This is a genomic window from Candidatus Bathyarchaeia archaeon (assembly GCA_038873195.1).
In the GTDB taxonomy this organism is placed as follows: Archaea; Thermoproteota; Bathyarchaeia; order Bathyarchaeales; family Bathycorpusculaceae; genus DSLH01.
Genome location: JAVZEV010000001.1, coordinates 374,757 through 392,134, shown reverse-complemented (window position 1 = coordinate 392,134; position 17,378 = coordinate 374,757). Strand labels below are relative to the sequence as shown.

At 38.8% G+C, this 17,378-nt stretch carries 30 protein-coding genes and 2 tRNA genes; 18 read left to right on the top strand and 14 right to left on the bottom strand.

The window, feature by feature from the left end; all coding sequences use genetic code 11:
* Positions 1–180 precede the first annotated feature (180 nt).
* The 3 genes from QXW63_02245 to QXW63_02235 form a co-directional block, all read right to left on the bottom strand.
* Entirely contained in the window at positions 181–669 is a 489-nt protein-coding gene (locus tag QXW63_02245; GenBank protein ID MEM3460720.1) for a hypothetical protein, read from the bottom strand.
* A gap of 2 nt (positions 670–671) precedes the next feature.
* Positions 672–872, bottom strand: a complete 201-nt coding sequence (locus QXW63_02240; GenBank protein MEM3460719.1) for a hypothetical protein — start codon at positions 870–872, stop codon at positions 672–674.
* Positions 873–1,079: 207 nt separating this feature from the next.
* Entirely contained in the window at positions 1,080–1,385 is a 306-nt protein-coding gene (locus QXW63_02235; protein MEM3460718.1) for a winged helix-turn-helix transcriptional regulator, read from the bottom strand.
* A 173-nt stretch (positions 1,386–1,558) separates the two neighbouring features.
* Here QXW63_02235 and QXW63_02230 point away from each other — a divergent pair, with 173 nt between their 5' ends.
* The 3 genes from QXW63_02230 to QXW63_02220 all read left to right on the top strand — a co-directional run bounded on the left by QXW63_02230 (position 1,559) and on the right by QXW63_02220 (position 3,110).
* The gene (locus tag QXW63_02230; protein MEM3460717.1) at positions 1,559–2,137 is read left to right on the top strand and encodes a hypothetical protein; all 579 of its coding nucleotides are present in this window, start codon (positions 1,559–1,561) and stop codon (positions 2,135–2,137) included.
* A 252-nt stretch (positions 2,138–2,389) separates the two neighbouring features.
* Entirely contained in the window at positions 2,390–2,632 is a 243-nt protein-coding gene (locus tag QXW63_02225; GenBank protein ID MEM3460716.1) for a hypothetical protein, read from the top strand.
* 178 nt (positions 2,633–2,810) lie between these two features.
* Positions 2,811–3,110 (top strand): hypothetical protein, encoded by a 300-nt coding sequence (locus QXW63_02220; GenBank protein MEM3460715.1) that lies wholly within the window; start codon positions 2,811–2,813, stop codon positions 3,108–3,110.
* Between the two features lie 98 nt (positions 3,111–3,208).
* On the opposite strand, the gene QXW63_02215 is transcribed toward QXW63_02220, so the two are convergent.
* Positions 3,209–3,748: a Mov34/MPN/PAD-1 family protein gene (locus QXW63_02215; protein MEM3460714.1), complete on the bottom strand. Its 540-nt coding sequence runs from the start codon at positions 3,746–3,748 to the stop codon at positions 3,209–3,211.
* 79 nt (positions 3,749–3,827) lie between these two features.
* Here QXW63_02215 and QXW63_02210 point away from each other — a divergent pair, with 79 nt between their 5' ends.
* Complete coding sequence (locus QXW63_02210) at positions 3,828–4,298, top strand: hypothetical protein (protein MEM3460713.1); 471 nt, start codon at positions 3,828–3,830, stop codon at positions 4,296–4,298.
* A 13-nt stretch (positions 4,299–4,311) separates the two neighbouring features.
* Here the strand turns inward: QXW63_02210 and QXW63_02205 are convergent, their stop codons facing one another.
* A complete protein-coding gene (locus tag QXW63_02205) occupies positions 4,312–4,620 on the bottom strand; it encodes a hypothetical protein (protein ID MEM3460712.1) in 309 nt (102 codons plus the stop codon).
* Positions 4,621–4,754: 134 nt separating this feature from the next.
* Between QXW63_02205 and QXW63_02200 the strand changes: the two genes are divergently transcribed.
* The 3 genes from QXW63_02200 (at position 4,755) to QXW63_02190 (ending at position 5,711) form a co-directional block, all read left to right on the top strand.
* On the top strand, positions 4,755–4,955 hold the full coding sequence (locus QXW63_02200) for a hypothetical protein (GenBank protein ID MEM3460711.1): 201 nt from the start codon (positions 4,755–4,757) through the stop codon (positions 4,953–4,955).
* Positions 4,956–5,055: 100 nt separating this feature from the next.
* Positions 5,056–5,280: a hypothetical protein gene (locus QXW63_02195; protein ID MEM3460710.1), complete on the top strand. Its 225-nt coding sequence runs from the start codon at positions 5,056–5,058 to the stop codon at positions 5,278–5,280.
* Positions 5,281–5,327: 47 nt separating this feature from the next.
* A complete protein-coding gene (locus QXW63_02190) occupies positions 5,328–5,711 on the top strand; it encodes a hypothetical protein (protein ID MEM3460709.1) in 384 nt (127 codons plus the stop codon).
* Here QXW63_02190 and QXW63_02185 read toward each other — a convergent pair.
* Positions 5,708–6,499: a hypothetical protein gene (locus QXW63_02185; protein MEM3460708.1), complete on the bottom strand. Its 792-nt coding sequence runs from the start codon at positions 6,497–6,499 to the stop codon at positions 5,708–5,710. The genes QXW63_02190 and QXW63_02185 overlap by 4 nt on opposite strands.
* A gap of 79 nt (positions 6,500–6,578) precedes the next feature.
* On the opposite strand from QXW63_02185, the gene QXW63_02180 reads away from it, so the two are divergent.
* The 3 genes from QXW63_02180 (at position 6,579) to QXW63_02170 (ending at position 8,075) form a co-directional block, all read left to right on the top strand.
* The gene (locus QXW63_02180; GenBank protein ID MEM3460707.1) at positions 6,579–6,878 is read left to right on the top strand and encodes a hypothetical protein; all 300 of its coding nucleotides are present in this window, start codon (positions 6,579–6,581) and stop codon (positions 6,876–6,878) included.
* Between the two features lie 295 nt (positions 6,879–7,173).
* On the top strand, positions 7,174–7,308 hold the full coding sequence (locus QXW63_02175; GenBank protein ID MEM3460706.1) for a hypothetical protein: 135 nt from the start codon (positions 7,174–7,176) through the stop codon (positions 7,306–7,308).
* A gap of 113 nt (positions 7,309–7,421) precedes the next feature.
* Positions 7,422–8,075, top strand: coding sequence for an AAA family ATPase (locus QXW63_02170; GenBank protein MEM3460705.1), 654 nt, complete (start codon positions 7,422–7,424; stop codon positions 8,073–8,075).
* Between the two features lie 45 nt (positions 8,076–8,120).
* On the opposite strand, the gene QXW63_02165 is transcribed toward QXW63_02170, so the two are convergent.
* The 5 genes from QXW63_02165 to QXW63_02145 form a co-directional block, all read right to left on the bottom strand.
* Entirely contained in the window at positions 8,121–9,701 is a 1,581-nt protein-coding gene (locus QXW63_02165) for a PEP-utilizing enzyme (GenBank protein MEM3460704.1), read from the bottom strand.
* Between the two features lie 5 nt (positions 9,702–9,706).
* Complete coding sequence (locus QXW63_02160; GenBank protein MEM3460703.1) at positions 9,707–10,318, bottom strand: hypothetical protein; 612 nt, start codon at positions 10,316–10,318, stop codon at positions 9,707–9,709.
* Between the two features lie 12 nt (positions 10,319–10,330).
* A complete protein-coding gene (locus tag QXW63_02155) occupies positions 10,331–10,996 on the bottom strand; it encodes a hypothetical protein (GenBank protein MEM3460702.1) in 666 nt (221 codons plus the stop codon).
* A 313-nt stretch (positions 10,997–11,309) separates the two neighbouring features.
* The gene (locus tag QXW63_02150) at positions 11,310–12,611 is read right to left on the bottom strand and encodes a site-specific integrase (protein ID MEM3460701.1); all 1,302 of its coding nucleotides are present in this window, start codon (positions 12,609–12,611) and stop codon (positions 11,310–11,312) included.
* A 30-nt stretch (positions 12,612–12,641) separates the two neighbouring features.
* A tRNA-Arg gene (locus QXW63_02145) sits at positions 12,642–12,720 on the bottom strand.
* Positions 12,721–12,811: 91 nt separating this feature from the next.
* Here QXW63_02145 and QXW63_02140 point away from each other — a divergent pair.
* A tRNA-Ile gene (locus QXW63_02140) sits at positions 12,812–12,897 on the top strand.
* A gap of 49 nt (positions 12,898–12,946) precedes the next feature.
* Positions 12,947–13,393: an MscL family protein gene (locus QXW63_02135; protein ID MEM3460700.1), complete on the top strand. Its 447-nt coding sequence runs from the start codon at positions 12,947–12,949 to the stop codon at positions 13,391–13,393.
* 4 nt (positions 13,394–13,397) lie between these two features.
* Here the strand turns inward: QXW63_02135 and QXW63_02130 are convergent, their stop codons facing one another.
* Positions 13,398–13,586, bottom strand: a complete 189-nt coding sequence (locus QXW63_02130) for a hypothetical protein (GenBank protein ID MEM3460699.1) — start codon at positions 13,584–13,586, stop codon at positions 13,398–13,400.
* A 101-nt stretch (positions 13,587–13,687) separates the two neighbouring features.
* On the opposite strand from QXW63_02130, the gene QXW63_02125 reads away from it, so the two are divergent.
* Positions 13,688–14,131 carry a ribbon-helix-helix domain-containing protein gene (locus tag QXW63_02125; protein ID MEM3460698.1) on the top strand — a complete coding sequence of 148 codons (444 nt, stop codon included), beginning with the start codon at positions 13,688–13,690 and terminating at the stop codon, positions 14,129–14,131.
* A 64-nt stretch (positions 14,132–14,195) separates the two neighbouring features.
* Positions 14,196–14,486 carry a GYD domain-containing protein gene (locus tag QXW63_02120; protein ID MEM3460697.1) on the top strand — a complete coding sequence of 97 codons (291 nt, stop codon included), beginning with the start codon at positions 14,196–14,198 and terminating at the stop codon, positions 14,484–14,486.
* A 12-nt stretch (positions 14,487–14,498) separates the two neighbouring features.
* Here QXW63_02120 and QXW63_02115 read toward each other — a convergent pair whose 3' ends face one another.
* Positions 14,499–14,777 (bottom strand): hypothetical protein, encoded by a 279-nt coding sequence (locus tag QXW63_02115; GenBank protein ID MEM3460696.1) that lies wholly within the window; start codon positions 14,775–14,777, stop codon positions 14,499–14,501.
* A gap of 159 nt (positions 14,778–14,936) precedes the next feature.
* Here QXW63_02115 and QXW63_02110 point away from each other — a divergent pair, with 159 nt between their 5' ends.
* Positions 14,937–15,776: a DUF4037 domain-containing protein gene (locus QXW63_02110; GenBank protein ID MEM3460695.1), complete on the top strand. Its 840-nt coding sequence runs from the start codon at positions 14,937–14,939 to the stop codon at positions 15,774–15,776.
* Positions 15,777–15,865: 89 nt separating this feature from the next.
* Here QXW63_02110 and QXW63_02105 read toward each other — a convergent pair whose 3' ends face one another.
* On the bottom strand, positions 15,866–16,099 hold the full coding sequence (locus QXW63_02105) for a hypothetical protein (GenBank protein MEM3460694.1): 234 nt from the start codon (positions 16,097–16,099) through the stop codon (positions 15,866–15,868).
* 140 nt (positions 16,100–16,239) lie between these two features.
* On the opposite strand from QXW63_02105, the gene QXW63_02100 reads away from it, so the two are divergent.
* The 3 genes from QXW63_02100 (at position 16,240) to QXW63_02090 (ending at position 17,319) form a co-directional block, all read left to right on the top strand.
* Complete coding sequence (locus QXW63_02100; protein ID MEM3460693.1) at positions 16,240–16,464, top strand: hypothetical protein; 225 nt, start codon at positions 16,240–16,242, stop codon at positions 16,462–16,464.
* Between the two features lie 27 nt (positions 16,465–16,491).
* Positions 16,492–16,809 carry a hypothetical protein gene (locus QXW63_02095; GenBank protein ID MEM3460692.1) on the top strand — a complete coding sequence of 106 codons (318 nt, stop codon included), beginning with the start codon at positions 16,492–16,494 and terminating at the stop codon, positions 16,807–16,809.
* Positions 16,810–17,067: 258 nt separating this feature from the next.
* Complete coding sequence (locus QXW63_02090) at positions 17,068–17,319, top strand: AN1-type zinc finger domain-containing protein (protein MEM3460691.1); 252 nt, start codon at positions 17,068–17,070, stop codon at positions 17,317–17,319.
* Positions 17,320–17,378 lie beyond the last annotated feature (59 nt).

Here is a 17,378-nt window from a genome sequence, read left to right as displayed (position 1 = left end):
ACCAGAATTTTTAACAAACACGCATTAAACTCTAAAATCCTCCGAAATTCGACCCCTAAGGACCGCCGTAGGGGTCGGTTTTCTGGGGATGTTTTAGTGTTAATTTTCTGAAGATATGTTAGACATCTAACACTTGTGTTACGCTTGTTATACGGATGTAAAAGAGTCTGTGGATAATGGCTAGTTTTCATTCAATAATCCCAACTGTTGAGCTGCTTTTCGAAAAACTTTCTCGATGGTTATTTTCAGCTCTTCATTTTCGTGCTCACGCAGACGCTTCAACACCTCTTCGTTGATTTCAGTTTTGCGGATGTACGTGACTCTTCTATTTTTCCTATATTTAATGGGTGTGGTTCCACTTTTGCGGCCTATCCTTTTCACACTATGCTCAACCGAGTTCAGCCTTTCAGACATAAGCTCTATTAGGCTTAACAATTTCCTTAACGTGTTATTGTCAAATTCTTCCGTAGTTCTTTCTGACACTTCGGTATCATGTCTGCTTTGTAAAGTTTGTGGGATTTTTTCGTTCCTTTGCGCTAATTTCGTGTCTAACGTTTTGTCTCCATTTTCAAATAGCCATTTTGAGAGAGTTGCATCAAGATTCGTTGTATCAAATGCCTTTCCCTTTCTTATTATTGTGGCTCGGTTATCTTTAGAAGTGGTGACCACACTTACCCCCCTTTTAACAAGATGAGCCATGTCTCCAGCTTCGCCAAGAATTCATCAGCTTCCAAAACATCTCTTTCAGCCAGCAATGCCATCCGTAAAGGACTGCTTTTTGGAAATTTTTCCAAAACGAGGGCTTTTAGTGGTCTAATATCGACTTTAACTGTGCGTCTCGTTGATAGACCTTCACTATTCTTTCTATGCAAGCTAGCTCCGACCTTTTCATTACGTTATCTACTTGAAAAATCGCCTTTTTTGATTTTTAAGCTTTGTCAAAAAATTTTTTATGTAAAAAAAGTTTTTACATCGTCATATAAGTAAATAAGCTCCAATTCGGGTTCTGAATGTCAATTGATAGCCTCTTTAAAAAGATTTTTTATAAAACTTAAAAGGTAAAATAGCAAATATGGCCTTCAAAGTTTTTCTATTTCTTGCAAGTGTGTCAACAACTTTAGACCTTTTGAAGAGGGTTTGTAAATAGTTCTTACTGGTCGGGAGTCTATTACTGTACGCTGGATTAGACCCATCTTTGACAAGTTTCGAACGATGAGGGTAACAGTTGCGCGGCTTTGGACGATGTTATTTTCGAGGTTGTATTTCAGAATTTCAGCGTAATGGACTGCCCCTTTCTCACATACGAACTTTAGTGTCTCATAGAAGCCTTTCTTTGACATTTTTCTTAAAACAGTCAAAAAATTGTTTTTCTTATCTTTTTGCATTGGCTCATGCCCATAACTGAGTATCGAGGCAGTTGTGATAAGGTGTAAGCATATGTTATGTAATCTAGGATTTCATTATGAAATCTATACTTTCAATTCATAATCCTTAAGATAGTTTGTCACTTAGATAAAATGTATTGTAAAAATAAGCTTGATTAAGGAGGTAAAGACATTTGGAAAAAAGAACCTACTTGGCAATAGGTCTTGGTGTCGCCTCTTTAGCTATGTTGCTAATTGGTCTTTACTGGATGCTCTTTCCATCTGTAACTTTCCTATCGCAACAGAAAGAAACGACCAGTGCTATATCTCTTCCTAATCCTGTACCTGCCCAAAGCACGAGACAGGTGACTTTTGCCGCCCAAGCCGGAGATTATATAACATTTAGATTGATTCCTGAAACTGGATTTCCGCCGATGCCGCTGTCAATAATGGGTGGCACTATTACTGTCAGTGTTTATTTTGGTTCGCAAGTTCTCTATAGCAACACTGCGCAGGAGATTGAGGGAACTGTGAGTCTTCCTCAGACTGGAATATACGCCTTTCAAATAGTGAACAACAATGATTTTGAAATAGTGTTTCTATCTGCTCCTAATGTGGATGCTTCGGGGCTTCTCTTGCATCATCCATACATGGAGTATTCTCAAGTGCCAAACACTGCTATGCATTCATATGGGTTAATGCTGTTGATGGTCGGAATCATTGTAGGCGTAGCAGCTGTGCTGACTCTAACGTTGCAACAAAGAAAAGTCTAGCTCCTTTAAGCAATTATTGTTAGCTTCCATGAAATATGGCTGATGAAACAGAAGTAGCAGACGCTACCAAAATCCAATTTGATTCTAACCCAACATAAGAGCTTTTAAGTGAAGAACATGGCATAGCAAATGATGTCATCGTCAGCGTTGAAGATGTTATGTTGGTTCGATTAGAACAAATCTTTTAAAGTTTTCAATTATCTACTTTTACATAAGAAACAAAAGGAAAATTACTTATGAGGAGGAGAAGCGTTGAAGGAAATATGTCTTCAGCCTTGGGAAGAAATTGTTGGAACCCTTAAGAAAATAAAAGTGGAAAATAATCAAACAATAGCCGTTATGAGATGTAATAAACAATTAAACCTTGTAATCTCGTATTTAAATGGGACAAGGGAAGCTGAAATCCTGCAAACTCTTGATAAGTTACTGGGCAAAAAAGTTGCGATTCTCCGAACAGAAATTCAAGAGAAACCGATCGTAGTAAGGACTGTTTAACTAGTAAGCCTCGTTTCTCTGGCTTATGGTTAAAAAACGAATAAAAATTTTTTGATAAATCTTAAAAACTAATTTCTAAGATTTTGGTTTGAGGCTTGAGTGTTGGATAGGAGAAATTTTGCAGCTTTAGAGAATGCCAATGTTATTTTAAGCTCTGCTATTCCCGAAGGATTGATGGATGGAGCTTGATTTTGAGACTTGGAAGAGGCTTGTTGAAGACGCTAAAATAATTAAGGTTGAGCTTAGGGGTTCCTGTTCCTTATTCTTTGAGTTTGATACTGGGATGGTGAGCTATGTTTGCTCTGAGAAACCTTTACGGTTTGACTTTAACTGGGTACAGGGATATGAGTTTCTAAGCAATAAAGCCCTTGACATATACCTCAAAAGGATGATGGAGCGCTTCGAGGCAGAACAAAGAGAGAAGACGGTTAAAGAAAAACATTGGATCAAGAGGTGCTCAAGAAAAGAAGAGGTCTAACGACATATAGTGTAGCGGTCGCTACCTAAGTCGCCTTGCACTGGTGATGTAATCATTTTATTCTGGTGGTTTGACTTGTGTGTCGAAGTATTTTGAACCTATTCCAAGGCAAAGGGGCAGAGCAAATCTAGCTTTTTAACTGTTGGGCTTTTGCTTTTTGTCCGAGTATATGCGGCTAATTCAAACCGAAATTCTCCAAGGACGCCTGCCAGCAGCTTTTTTGATGCGTCGTATCTCCATGGTACGTTTCTGTCTTTCTTTTCAATGGTAACTATTAGCTCGATGTCGTTGATTTTCATGCTTTGAACATCATCTTTTGTTGGTGTTGGATCGCATTCAGGATGTGAGTGAAAATAGCCCAATGGCTCAAACATGGATAGTTTATAAATCATGTCTTTGCATCGAGATTCTTCTCTTGGAACGGTCACAGAATAACGTGAACGCTCTGAAGTCTGAAACTGGTACGCTTGCTCAACAAGGGCTCTGCGGGTCTTATCCCAATGGCTCCATGAACGGTATCCAAGTAAAAGCCCGCAGCACTCTTTCCTATATGTTTCAACACTTGCAGCAATTATCGTGATGAATGGAATTTCGCCAAGCCAAACTACACTTACAGGCGGTGGGGCACTCTGATACATAGCTGTTAATTGATAATCCAGTTAGATTTAAAATTTACAAGGGAGAATATTAAAAAGCTAGCTAGAAAGGTAACCATGTATGAAATCTTTGGAGGAGATAATTTGCGAGCTTGGAGAGAAACTGGAGTTTGAAGTGGAACGTGAAGTTCCAGCGTCTAGTTCGGCTTGGGTTGACATTGTGTGGTATGACAAAAGGTTTCGCTTTCCAAAGCCTAAATCTACTGAGACATTGCTTAGAGTTCCAAAACTTCCAGTCGTAGCTTTTGAAATTGAAGCTAAAACCGCAATAAATCCGAAACACATCAAAGGAAGTATTGCAAACTTAGACGATGTTGGAGCCTCCATGGGCATCTTGGTGCTTGGAAAAGAAAATTTAGATACTCTAAGGAAAGGTGCCCAAATTCACCAAAAGAAAGAGAATGAAGATTTATGGAAAACTTTGCTGGAAAAAGTTAGACTGTGGACAAATGAAGCGCATCCTAAAACTCGTATAGTTATCATGACGGAAGATGAAATACGAGAATGGGCGAAGAGAGAAGGAATAGAATAGCGCATTCCATTTTCTATTTTCTTATAAGCTTTATTGTGATGACTATCGCTGTTGAGAGAAACAGCGCGGCTAGTGATGTCATTGTTCCTAATCCGATGTTGGCGTATGGCGGGGTTAAAATCAGCCCAATTATGAAGCCTCCAACTGTTGCACAGGTTATTGCGGCAAATTCTAGGTGAGCCTTATACTTCCATGCAATCACCCCAGCAATGATTATGGCGATGGCTATGAGAATTATTGGGCTTGGCAGGATGTCTGGGGTGTCATTCGGTGTTGGAGTTGGTGGTTCCTGACTTAAAACAGTTAAGAGTGAAGCCAACATTTTGCAAAACCCTCTTTTAATATATCTCAAAAGTGGTGATTTAAAATTTATTGAATTCGTTATTTTTATGGAATGAATGAGAAAAGTATTTGTTTAATATCAACCTTTTTTGATGTTGATGTTAGATGGATACTTTGGGAAAAGCGGAAAATGTAGTTGCAAGGTTGACGAGGGAAGATAGAATTAAGCTTAGGCAACTCATTGATGAGTGTTTGTCTGCAGCCATAAATTTTGATGAAACCGGAAAGCCAGAATATTTTGTTAAGATGAAGGATTCCGTGGAAGGGTTCATGAAAACATTAAAGCAATTGGAAAAGGAACCAAGAACTTCATAAAAATCGCTTTTTGTTCAGAAAACATTTTGTTGAGAAAATCAGTTTTTATCGCAAACCACATAATTATATTTTCGTAGATTTAGGCAATAGCGTAATTGGTTTGTTTAGGTCGCATGTGGGAAGGGAGGCATCGGTTTCTGAAAAAGCGCAGATTATTGGGGTTCTTGAGCGTGTTGGAGGGGTTCTTCAGCCTTCGAAGCTTGCTCAGATAATTAATAACTTGCCGAAGGATGTTGTTTCAGATAAGGAAAAGTTGACGAAGTTTTTGTTGTTGACTGCTTTTCTTGATCAGCAAGCTGAGTCGCCTTCTGCACGGAAAAACTAGCTTTCCTACAAAGATTTTAAGTAGAATCATCAGCATAATTCATAGCTATGCAAAAAAAGAAAAAAGCCACAGTTGAATTGCCAAAACCAGAGGAGAGTTTACTTCAGATTTTAAAATTCGCAAAACTACTTGCTGGTTTTGTGGTGGCGGAACAAGCCAAGAAAATCGCATCCACCGATGAAAGAAGAATAATATGGGTGTTCTGTGAAGGAAAAATGACTAGAGAACAGATTGCTGTGAAGACCAAAATTCCGAAAAGAACAGTTTCTTACTTTATTGATGAATGCAAGAGCCTTGGTCTTATTGAAGAAGAAAAGGAGAAAGGTGGTTGTCCCAAGAGAGTAATAGATTTTGTCCCCGAAGAATGGAAACGATTAGCACGAGAAAAATTGAAAACACTGCAACAACCAGCAGCATCGCAGCCGACTTAACCCCATTTCCCTTCCATAATCTCTCTGACGATGTTCTCTCGCTTTTCGCCAGACTTGACTCTTCTTATCTTATCATATAACTGGGCAGTTGTTGCAAGTGTTATTTTGTATCGTTGTGCTGCTTTTCTGATTTCTGGAGCAAATGGCTCTTTTCTATCTTTCAAATCTTGGTCGTTAAAATGGTTAAATAAGAGAAGGAGATGTGGGATTTCTCTCTTTTCTTCAATAAGCGTTTTGTTGTAATAATCTGTTAATTGTCGAACCTCCGAAATTGGACAACCAGCATTTCCCCCAGATACTTCAACAGCAGCAATAAATCCGTCTTTTTCTAATTCAAAATCCGCAAAAGAGCCTTTTGGAAGTTTCTTCACTTTAAAGCCTAACCATTCAAAAGTGAAGATAACTGGTTCTTCGAGTCGTTCGTTTTTCAAGTACAGAAGCTCTTCAAACCGTTCGTATTCAAACAATGATTCATCAAGTTTTTTCTTTTCCTTCATATACTGTTCTTTGCCTGGAAGCACATAATTTTCGACCCATTTCGGTTTCTTAACGGTTCGTACCATCTGCTCAATTATTTCTTTCGGCGCGTAGATTTTGATATGCTTGCTTTCGTAAACTAAAGCAAGTTTTCCTTCACTCACCAACGAGTTTAACATTTTTCTACTTTTGACTTTGTCTATTCCAAATTTTTGAACGACTTCGTTAACAGATACAAATTTATGTTCCTCAAGTGCCTTATCATTAACAAATGCGAAAACATCATCTAAGGTGACTTTTGACTTTTGCATTTATTCTCACTCTAAAATGTTATATATGATTCTATTCATAAACATTATTTTTAGTACAACTAAAGAAGGAGAGCATATAATGGGTCTACGTAAAAAGAAACATCCCAAAACTACTATTATGATTAATGAAAAGCAATTTGACGAGTTATCAAACAAACTTGATATATTAATCAAAGTAACCGCGGCTAGCGTCTTTAAAGACAAACCTATTTCGGATGGAATCCTCTTTCTGTCAGACTTAGGGATGCAATCTTCTGAAATTGCGAAGGTTCTCGGAACGACACCAGCATATGTCAACAAGGTTAGATACGAAGCCAAGAAATACAAAAAGAAGAAAGAAAAGACATCAGAGGAGGAAACGCCAAACCCGACTAATTAGAAAACTGAAACTCAGTTTTAGACTTAGATCTAACCGTCTGAGAAGTGATTTTAACTTTCTTGTGAATTTTTGCATATCAAGAATTGGAACAAAATGTAAAATCAAGTATATTTTATGCAATAGACTATTTTGATGGCAGTCAAAGTATCCGATTGTAGAAATAAGAACGGTTCTTCCCGTATCCCATGTCTTTTGAAATCTCTAGATGCAAAATCGATGTTAAACTACTGTATCTCAGTAAATGGAGATTTAGCTATCAAATTTCCAATAATATCATAAGATTGCGGTGAACCGTGTGAAATCTGATGAGTATAGGGAGTTGAAGGCTGAAATTGAAACTATTAAAAAGCAAATAGCCAAACTGGAAAAAGAATTGTTAAGTGTTAAACGATTAGCCCAAGAAGCTTTGGATGCAGCTGTAATGCTTTAAGAGCCTAGTCCTTCCTGCAATTAAAAGATCAAGGCATTATTTAAATAGCATAAAGTAGGCTATATGTGGTTGTAGGCAAGATTTTTCTATACGGTCTTATGCATTTAATTCTCATGAAGAAGAAAACCTTGTTATATCTTGACAACGATTTGGTTGAGAAGGCAAAGAAAGAGAACCTTGACATTTCAAAGCTTACCGAAGAAGCAATCAAAGAAGCCTTAAAAGTAACTATTCCCAAGACAGCCCGTGACTATCTTCAAATAATCGTTGCAGAGGCTGGACGTGAAGAAGCACGTTACTGCGAAGCTCATCTTTTACCATTCCAGATTGAATCGTTAAAGCTTGAGAATGTTGGACCGTTCAAAGAGTTTGAGGCAATATTCAAAAAAGACGCAATAAACGTCATTTATGGACCGTGCGGTTCCGGAAAATCAACCATTGTAAGAGCTATTCTGCTGGCGTTTGGAATCCGCCACAAATACTCCCTTTCCAAAACAGTAAACGGAAAAATAACACTCAAACTATTTCCAGACCAACATTCAATCAACATTATGGTAAATAAGGAAAACCCATTAGATGCCGCAAAAGGTTATAGATGCCTTATTGGAGACGACTTTTTTGACAGAATACCCAAACGCATGGTCCCAGAAATTTGCAAAGAAATGAAAAGCCTTCAAATGCAGACCATAATAACAGCATCGATGATGGTAGGTCCTTCCATGTTTCCTAAAAATATAAATCTACTAGCATTAAACCAAGAGACATAAGGGACAACATGCCTATGCACGAAAAATAGTTATTTAGGCCTTGTGCTACCACAATCTCCTTTTCAAAATCGATATTTTTCCTGTATAAGCATCCAATATGATTTCATCATAATCCTTAATAGTATGTAATAAATTTCGCACCCCGATTAATGCAGGTTTACCAAGCTCCCTACATATAATTGTTGCATGACATGTGACACCACCTTGTTCGGTTGCGACTCCTCCAGCTTTTGTTACTAATGGTATCAAGTCTGGATCAATTGACTCGCTGATAATTATCTCACCATCTTGGAAGCCTTTAATTACCGCATCTTCAGGTCTAGTCAGAATCTTGCAAATTCCTCTGACGTGACCTAATGATGCTGGTGTGCCGTGAAGTTCACTTGATCTTGAAAAAGAGCTTACTTTAGCCTCGAGTTTTTCTTTTATCCACAAATGTTTAGTTCCACTGATTACTTTTTCGTCGTTGCCATGAATTAGATAGACCATAAATTCTGTTCTGCTTTTAATGTCTTCGCCTACATTTAGCTTTCCTGCCAGTAGACGCTCTATTTCTTCAGGAAGTAGAGAGCGTATTATACTTTCTTCATAACCTTTTCTAAAAGCAATTTCATTCATCAATTTATCAAGAAAAAAGAAATTTCTAAGCTGAATAAATCTTCTGAAAAGCTTTACAAGGCCAATTTCACCATAAACTGTGAACATTTTTTGGTGTATTGTGTCTATGTTATATTTCGAGTATAATGCTTTCTGTTCTTCTTTAATACTATTTATGACATTTGCAAATTGCTCCTTGGTTTTCCATAGAAAATCGTGTCTTAAATATTCTTTAATTCTATTAACAAAGTAATCTAAGTCAGGGAGTTTTCGATAAGTATAACCATGATACTCTAAAAACCCCCATTTCTTTCTGTGATCCTCTACCCTTCTTAATACGGTTGGATCCGCCCGCAAAAGCAACAACCTATCTGGGTTTTTGAAAACCTCTTTTTGAGCAGGAATTTTTTCTATAGCTTTTACTATCTCTAAAAATTCAAAGAATTCTTCTTGAAAGATGCTGGGTTTTGTAGGTGTCGTTAATTTGCAAAATAATTTATTAATCTCTATAGGATCTTGCAATTTACTTTTATTTTGCAAATAAGTTTTCAAATAGCCTGTTAACAGCCCAATTCCTCTATCCAACGCTTCCGGAATTCGAGCTAGTTGGTAGAGTCTCCAATGCGCGATGAAATGTTTTTTATAAAGTTTCATTATTTGCCGATGTGATAATACCGAAAAATCAGAGAGTATATCATAATTATCAAATACCTTTCGAAGTTCAATACATCGTCGATATATGTTTGTAACAATATGGTTCATCCAGTCTGGTTGTTTTTTCATTTTTTCTAATAAATATGCTGCCACTAACTCGCATTCTTGTTTAGGTATATAGTAGGTTTCGTTGAAATTCTGATAAATCGCTATAATTGTATGGTAACCCGTTCTTGCTCTTCTACCAAGATATTTCATGCTCGAAGCCCGTATGTAAAAAGACGAGAAATGAGGGTCTTCGTCAAAGTTAACCCCTCCTACTACCCAATCATTTCGTTTTATTATATCCTCTATATAATTTGTCAAGCTAATCATAATGACTATTCCTCAAAACAGTGCCTCAGTTTTCTGTCTTTAAGTTCAGCATAAAGCTCTCCGTAAGTGCTTCTTTGTAAAGGAAAGTTAAAATACACACCACTCATTTTTGTCTCATTATTATGTAAAGTGAGAATCATTGTTCCGTAATGCATTTGGAGCTCTTTTTTAAATGCAATAATAGGTTCATTATGATATATACAAAACAACTTGGGTGGACTGCCTTCTTCTATTGCAAATACGGTTATTAAACCATGTGAGATGGCTCTTTTATCGTAGTATAGGAGTTTAGTAGATTTATACCTTTGATGAATCTCTATTACGATAGGTATTTTGGTTTTAAAATCATCGTAAGAGGACTTAATATAACCTTTCCATCGTCCATGAATATAGGGGGTTTTTATTCTCAGAATCACTTTGATTACCTTGATTTTCCAAAGCCATCGATCAAAAGTGAATTCTAAGAGAGCATAAACGACAATGTCAATAAACGCCGATTTCATGAGGTTGTCTATATCTAACCTTAAAGAAAATCCATTAAGTAGAAAATAAATAACGGATCCGATTAAAAAATAACCAACAAGCTTAACGGCAACATTTTCGTTACTTTCAGTCATAACTCTCCCCGATTAATTTACCCGAATGGCATATTCTATTACCTCCTTCATTTTATCTGCAACCATGTTCTTCGTAATACTAGAAGACCTCAAAGAAGTGAACTTCAAGACTTGTTTTTCTATTTTATATGCAGACTCTATGAGATACTTAATTCTAGGATGATTTATACTTGCATTCGGTCTGTTTCGGTATCTTATCTTTAACTCCTTAAATCTATCTCGAAGGGGCACAATGCCTTGAGGCCCGGTTCGTTGATCGGAATATGCGCAAATTTTTAATTCATAATCACTGGAAGCGGCGATTAATTCATTATGAACAAAAATTTTGTTTATTACAAGCCACAAAATGCGCGGTTTCAGTCCTAATTCCGACGCAACATTAAAGGTAGCAATATGATCATCCGCTCCATACTTTCTTATGAATTCTTGCTGTACATTCTGCCAAAAATTAATGTTCTTGTTTTCTTCAGGTAAGGTATTCTGAGCACTGAAATCCATTTTTGCAATGTTACCTATATCATGTATTAGCATAGTAGTAATAATATCATCCATGTTTACAGAAGGCCCTATCCAATTTTCGCACAATATTTTGGCCATAGCAGTTGCCGTCAACATGTGATTCTGCAAATTCGATGGAATATTATATTTTTTATAAATTTCTAATATGGCGATTTCCATTTTTCATCTACATTAAGAAATTTAGCTAAGAAGTAATTAATTTTTTTCTATAAGTCCGCTTTCAGCCTCAATCCGCGTAGGCCAATTAGTAACCTTCACATCAACAGTTTCAGGCGGAACACAACCATACACTAACCACAAGCGGAATTTACTACGTACACCTCTAAGTCACAGATGATAAAGGCAACACAGCACGCATAACAGTCACAACCGTACCAGTCGGACTATCCCGGTGCAACAGCGATTTTAGCAGTCGATAAATCCGTTTTTCAAAAACTCTTAAAATAACCAACATTGCAGCATGCCACTATTGCTAGCTTTTAAGTTTGACTATTACTTTGCCGTTTGGCAAAGCTGCTACATACTCCCATCCTTGTTCCAAGTAGTTTTCAACTTCGTCGGTTGACACCACTTTTTGTATGCAATCGTTTGTCTTTTCTCCCAGAAGCCTCTTTCGTATTATTGTTTGCAGTTCTTCGTCGCTGATTGCTGATATGTCCATTTTATCAATTTCGCTTTGTGTAAACCCAGCAACTAAGAGAAGTTGCTTTCTGAAGGCTTGTCGCAGTTCTTCCTCGTTTGTTTTTCCAATCTTAGTCGTATGAAGGTATTCTTGGCTTCTTTTGTAGGCTTCTCGCATGTCTTCTATGACGTTTTCTGGAAGCTTGCACTTGTTTGTTGTGTAACGGTTTTCTATATCGCCTTTATGTCCCATCCAAAACTGCCTATAATCGCGTAATACTAATCCCTTAGACTCTGCCAGCATTAATTGCGTGTCAAAATAAGCCCTCAAAACATATGGTCTCCACTTGAAACCAGCCTTTCTTATTGTAGCTCTTATCATGTCGCCGATGTTTGTTGATCTTATGAAGGGTTTAGGCGCAACTTTAGGCGTCAGCACTGGCGAATCTGGCGTTAGCTTCTCGCCTTCTTTCAATCGGCTTTCCAAATAATCTTTCAAATATTCGCATCCCTCTTCGCCTAGAAAACTGAAGTACTGGTGTCCAGCCTTGCTCAGCTCCTTACGCACAACAACCATGGTAGGCACTTTTTCAAAAGTTACCTCGCTATTTTCTACCCTCATTTCTGGCAAGTCCCTAATCCTTAACCCGTCTGTCCCGTCATAGTTGCCTAAGGTTTCAATTCTCAGCCCGCTATGAGCAAGCAAAACGCATGCGCTCCTAGCCCTCAAGTCTCCGGAGAGGAAAATTTTTCTAAGCTCCTGCTGTGTTGGGACACGTTCTTCACGAAGCGTCGGCGTGTCATCCGCATCCTTAATCTTAATTTTAACCTTAACCTCAACCATGTTGAAGGAAAGCCAAGACTTAACAGCCTTCAAACACGACTTAATGTAGCTCCCAGCCTTTCCCTCGCGTTCTAGATAGGAAACAAGATCTGCGAGAAGCATCCCAAGCTCTTTTTCACGCTTCTCAACGAGTTCCTTAGGCTTTAGATTTAAGTGTTTGCACACCCATCCAAGTCTGCGCAAATAAACATCGGCCGTAACCCTTGAACCTCTCGCCACATTCTCATACCAGCGCTTAACGTCCGCGTCTTTAAGCAGATAGGCGTAGGTGCCTTTCGCCATAAACCATCGATAAATGCTAATCGACATGTCCCATATAAAGGTTCCGAACCCAAAATGTGGCGGGCCCGGTGGGATTTGAACCCACGTTCTCCGGCTCCGAAGGCCGACGCCTTTATCCGTGCTGGGCTACGGGCCCTTGTAAGAGAGTTAGGCGGTGAATAATTAAAAGACTTCTGAAAATCCTTAAAAATGGCTGGTGATAATTAGTTTTGTGCTGTTGGTGTGGTGGGCCGGTAGCTCAGCTTGGCTGGAGCGTTCGGCTGATAAACGTGCAGAAACCGAAAGGTCGAGAGTTCAAATCTCTCCCGGCCCATTTTTAGTGAAAAGTCTTATATCTGTATTGGGCGGATAGGGGTTGTTTGGTGGTTGTTTTGGTTAAGGATGATGAGATTTTGGAAGAGTTGCGGCAGATCAGGAAATTGTTGGAGCCTAAGCCTGCGCCGGCTGCGCCGCCGCCAAAGAAGGGTATGTGGAATGAGTTTATAGATTTTATTTCGAAGTATAAGGTGTTGGGTCTTGCTGTGGCTTTTATTATGGGTGTCTATGTCGGTCAGGTTATTCAATCACTTGTTAAGGACTTGCTGATGCCGCTTATAGGCTTGGCGATACCTGGTCTTGGGAATCTGTCCACTTTTAAAATTGCGGTTCCGCCGACAGCTTTGAATGCTGAAGGAAATCCGATTGATCCAACTTGGACGGGGCAGCTGTTTGGAATTGGGAACTTCATTGTGGCGATAATAACTTTCGTTATTGTGGCTTTCGTTATCTTTTTGATTGTGAAGGTTACTAAGAAGTGGGGTATAGAGTAAAGGGCTAAAAGTTTTGGGTTTCGTTTTTTATTTTTGTTGTTGTGTAGGTGTGTTTCTGCGGGTCTGTGGTGTAGTGTTTTAGTCCTAGGCGTATGAGGTGTTCTATGAATGTGCTGCGTTTTTCTCTTCCGCGTAGGGTTTCGATTTGTTTGAGGAGTTGTGAGTCTAATGTTAGTCCGACGTGGTGTTTCATTTTTGTGTTCTCCTTGTATTCTGTATATTTAGTATACTGGAAAGCTTTATTAGTTTTATTGTACAAATCATACTTGACTTGTGTTGTGGAGGCGTTTGTGCGTGAAGACTTTGCGTGTTTCGGATGATGCGCATCAGAAGCTTACGGCTTTGTTGGGTGAGTTGACTGCGCAGACTATGCGTATGCAGACTTATACGGATGCGATTGAGAGTTTGTTGTCGCAGTCTGTGATTTTGCCGGCTGAGTTGCTTGGTGAGGTTGAGGGGTTTATTGATGAGAATAGGGGTTTGGGTTTTACTACGCGTGAGGAGTTTATTCGTGATGCTGTGCGTTGGCGGTTGCGGTTTTTGAAGGGTGAGTGTGAGTATTTTGAGGTTTCGAGGGGTGAGTTTGAGCGGTTGCAGCAGGCGATTAGGGATTTGGATTTGCCTTTTTTGAGTGTGAATGATTTTTTGGAGCAGCAGATTAGGGGTTTGTTGGAGAGGCATGGGGAGTGGTTGAGGCAGAAGGAGGCTTTTGAGAAGAGGGGTCGGCGGAGAGGGTAAATGTTGCGTGTAGCGAAAGGCTGAAATGTGGATTGAGTGTATAATTGTGTTTTGGTGAGTGTGTATGCCGTATTATATTTTGTTGTCGAATTTGACGGATGAGGGTTGGAAGACTGTTAGGGCGAAGCCGGAGAGGATTAAGGAGGTTAATAGGGAGCTTGAGGCGTTTGGTGTTCGTGTGGTTAGTCAGTATGCGGTTTTGGGTCCGTATGATTTTGTGAATGTTGTGGAGGCGCCTGATAATGAGACGGTTGCTAGGGTTTCGCTTGAGTTGGGTTCGCGTGGGACTGTTAAGATTGTGAGTATGGCTGCTGTTCCTATTGATGGGTTTATTGCTTCTTTGAAAAAGCGTTAAGGGCGAAAAGGCTTAGTTTTCCCTTTCTTTTTCTTGTTGTTCTTCGTGGTATTGGGCTGTTTCTTGGCTGATTATTAGTTGGTCTTCTATGCGTGTGAAGGCTTTTTTTATTATTATGTAGATTGCTATTGATGCGAGTAGTACCATGCCGGCGATTAGGCTGAAGGTGGCTAGGAGTGTGAATTGTTTTTTGATTGGGTCTTCTGTGGTTTGGAATGAGAGGTATGAGAAGTAGAAGGTTAGGAATAGGCATATGGTTACTGATGCGAGGATGAGGGATTCTACTTTCATGTGTGGGACGCTCAAGTTGTTGGACGCGCCTGGCATGTTGGGGTTGGGTTTATGTTATTTTTGGTGGGGTGTGAGAAAGAGTTTATGAATTCTGAATCGGTAGCTGAGTTAAACTTTTAGGGTGTGTGGTGGGATTGTTAGTGTGTTGTGGTGAGTGTTATGGTTGGGTTGAAGGGGGAGAATCGTATTGAAGTTTTTAGGAAAGCCGCTGAACAACTTGTTTCTAGGATATCTTCTTTTGATGGTGTGGTGGGTATAGTCTTTCTGGGTGGTTTGGTTAGGGGGTTTGCTGACCGGTTTTCTGATTTGGATGTTACTGTGTTTTTGGGTGATGCGGATGAGGGTTTAGTTCGGCGGGTTCGTGGGGTTGTTTCTGAAGTGGAGAAGCGTTTTGGTGTTGAAACTGACGTTATGGTTCATGTGCTTAGCGAGTTTAGGCGTTGGCGGTGGGATGAAGCGGACAGGTGGGAGCTTTCTAGGGCGGAGATTGTTTATGACCCGAAAGGTGAGGTTAAGCGGATTTTTGAAGATAAATTGCGTTTGCCTAAGGATTTGTGGACTAAGCGCATTGCGGTTTGTGCGGAGTACCTCCGATGGTGTGCTTGTCCGCCTAGGGAAGGTGTTGGCACGGTTGCTGAGTCATGGATTGAAAGGGGCGATTTGGCGAGTGCGCATTACTGTTTAGATTATGCTTTGGAACTGCTGATTAGGCTGGTTTACGCATTGAACAAGGAGTTTTTGGCACCACCAAAATGGAGAATCCACTACGCATACCGCTTAAAATGGCTACCTAAAGACTACGAGAAGCTTGTTAAAGAAGCGATGACGGTTAAAAGTCTATCAGTTAAGGAATTTAATAGAAGACTAGAAGCTATAAGGAAACTATGGAGCAATATAACGCCTAAAATAAAAGAAGTTACAGGACTGGAAAAAGAACAACTCTCAAAATACTACGTCGAAAAAGTGCTCAAGCAAACAAGCGTTCTTTCTAATCATTAAACGCAACATGAATAAAGAAATATCGCTGTTCGCCAAATACTTTAGAAAGAAAAACATAGGGTTTCAAGAATCGCATTCTTAACAGTTTTTCAAGGCATCCGTTGAAATATGTAATATGTATTCGCACCAATGTCTTTGCCTTTTATGTAAGCTTTTTCCTTTAAATATCCTAGGATTTGCCTTGTTACTTCCAAATCAAAACCAACTTCTTTTGCGATTTCACCCGATGTAAATGCATTGTCTTTATTGTCCGAGAGAAACTTCAGAATGTTGTTTACAGCTATATCTACGCCACGTTCAAAATCATTCCTGCTTATTGGCATGTTTAATACCTCTCATTCTTTCTTATAAGTGACCTCATTTAATATTTTAGGTTTAGAAGTTTAATCACAAATTATTTTTTATGAAGGATTGGGAAAAATTTTAAGTTTTAAACAAAGCAGATTCTTTAGAGTGTAACGAAATGGTCGAGAGAGACGAAAGAGGTAATAGTTTAATCGTTGTAGTTGTTGGAATTCTCTTAATAATCTTTGGTGCAATTGTAGAAATCTTGACGATAAGTGGAGTATTTGAGAAAGCATTGAATTTGGAGATTCTGTCAGCATTCAATGTGTATGTCGTTGGAACAGTAATCGCCATTGTCTTAGTAGTTTTTGGAGTTCTAATTCTGATTTTCGGGTTGAGGTAGTCAATGAAAATGGGGGAGGTGAAGTAGTTGGTTAAAAGAAAAAGGTCAAATAAGAATGACCCTTTTGGTTTGAAGAGTTTTTCTAAATCTCTAACGTTGTCAAGCAATCGTTTTAAGGGAAGAATGGCTGAGGACAGTTTCGAATTAAGCCAAAGACTGCAAGGACACGAAGTTAAAAAGATACATAAAGGCGGAGATTTTGTTGTTCAAAGAACAGATTTGTTTGGAAGAAAAATAGGTAAACCGAAGACTTATGAAGTGAAAACGGGAGATTCACAACTAACAAAAGCTCAACAGAAGAAGAAAAGGCAATTAAAGAGAAACTATAAAGTTGTCAGATATTAGGAAGGTCTCTCATACCTACTTAATTTGTTATTTCTGAAAGACTATTCTAAAAAGTACAATACGGAATCGATTTGAAGTGAATAGACTTTTCATCAGAGAGCGTTCAGCAAACTGCCCATTAAGATTTTTATTTCGATGTATGAACCGCTCAAAGCCGAAATATGCAAGAAATGCAAAACTATTATAGCAGAATCAAAAGCATTAATTGGAATCGCAAAATTTACCTAGAGGCATAACCATAATTAACCTTGATGTCACATGTCGAAATGTGAACAATGCGGAATTGAGGTTGAGCTTCCTTTTCAGTGCAACTTTTGTGGAAAATACTTCTGCATGGAGCATAGGCTTCCAGAAAACCATCAATGCCCAAATGCTCCACATAGAACTCCATTAGGTCCATGGTACGCCAAAAAGACCCCACAACCAAAACCAGAAGAAATAAAAGTTCTAATCCCCGAGCAGGCTAAATCTAATGAAAAAGGCGCATCAGAAGAGAATTCCATTTTATAAAAGGGCCACAAGAGAAAAAAGTAGAGGAACCTAAACCAAAAAGAAAATTGAGGTATATT

What these genes read in the sequence shown, in the direction of transcription:
- QXW63_02105 (MEM3460694.1), bottom strand. Translation starts at nt 16,099, where the DNA reads ATGCCAATAAGCAGGAATGATTTTGAACGTGGCGTAGATATAGCTGTA.
- QXW63_02110 (MEM3460695.1), top strand. Translation starts at nt 14,937, where the DNA reads ATGGTTGGGTTGAAGGGGGAGAATCGTATTGAAGTTTTTAGGAAAGCC.
- QXW63_02185 (MEM3460708.1), bottom strand. Translation starts at nt 6,499, where the DNA reads ATGCAAAAGTCAAAAGTCACCTTAGATGATGTTTTCGCATTTGTTAAT.
- QXW63_02130 (MEM3460699.1), bottom strand. Translation starts at nt 13,586, where the DNA reads ATGAAACACCACGTCGGACTAACATTAGACTCACAACTCCTCAAACAA.
- QXW63_02120 (MEM3460697.1), top strand. Translation starts at nt 14,196, where the DNA reads ATGCCGTATTATATTTTGTTGTCGAATTTGACGGATGAGGGTTGGAAG.
- QXW63_02235 (MEM3460718.1), bottom strand. Translation starts at nt 1,385, where the DNA reads ATGCAAAAAGATAAGAAAAACAATTTTTTGACTGTTTTAAGAAAAATG.
- QXW63_02160 (MEM3460703.1), bottom strand. Translation starts at nt 10,318, where the DNA reads ATGACTGAAAGTAACGAAAATGTTGCCGTTAAGCTTGTTGGTTATTTT.
- QXW63_02170 (MEM3460705.1), top strand. Translation starts at nt 7,422, where the DNA reads ATGAAGAAGAAAACCTTGTTATATCTTGACAACGATTTGGTTGAGAAG.
- QXW63_02180 (MEM3460707.1), top strand. Translation starts at nt 6,579, where the DNA reads ATGGGTCTACGTAAAAAGAAACATCCCAAAACTACTATTATGATTAAT.
- QXW63_02215 (MEM3460714.1), bottom strand. Translation starts at nt 3,748, where the DNA reads ATGTATCAGAGTGCCCCACCGCCTGTAAGTGTAGTTTGGCTTGGCGAA.
- QXW63_02150 (MEM3460701.1), bottom strand. Translation starts at nt 12,611, where the DNA reads ATGTCGATTAGCATTTATCGATGGTTTATGGCGAAAGGCACCTACGCC.
- QXW63_02090 (MEM3460691.1), top strand. Translation starts at nt 17,068, where the DNA reads ATGTCGAAATGTGAACAATGCGGAATTGAGGTTGAGCTTCCTTTTCAG.
- QXW63_02190 (MEM3460709.1), top strand. Translation starts at nt 5,328, where the DNA reads ATGCAAAAAAAGAAAAAAGCCACAGTTGAATTGCCAAAACCAGAGGAG.
- QXW63_02100 (MEM3460693.1), top strand. Translation starts at nt 16,240, where the DNA reads ATGGTCGAGAGAGACGAAAGAGGTAATAGTTTAATCGTTGTAGTTGTT.
- QXW63_02210 (MEM3460713.1), top strand. Translation starts at nt 3,828, where the DNA reads ATGAAATCTTTGGAGGAGATAATTTGCGAGCTTGGAGAGAAACTGGAG.
- QXW63_02115 (MEM3460696.1), bottom strand. Translation starts at nt 14,777, where the DNA reads ATGAAAGTAGAATCCCTCATCCTCGCATCAGTAACCATATGCCTATTC.
- QXW63_02220 (MEM3460715.1), top strand. Translation starts at nt 2,811, where the DNA reads ATGGAGCTTGATTTTGAGACTTGGAAGAGGCTTGTTGAAGACGCTAAA.
- QXW63_02165 (MEM3460704.1), bottom strand. Translation starts at nt 9,701, where the DNA reads ATGATTAGCTTGACAAATTATATAGAGGATATAATAAAACGAAATGAT.
- QXW63_02205 (MEM3460712.1), bottom strand. Translation starts at nt 4,620, where the DNA reads ATGTTGGCTTCACTCTTAACTGTTTTAAGTCAGGAACCACCAACTCCA.
- QXW63_02155 (MEM3460702.1), bottom strand. Translation starts at nt 10,996, where the DNA reads ATGGAAATCGCCATATTAGAAATTTATAAAAAATATAATATTCCATCG.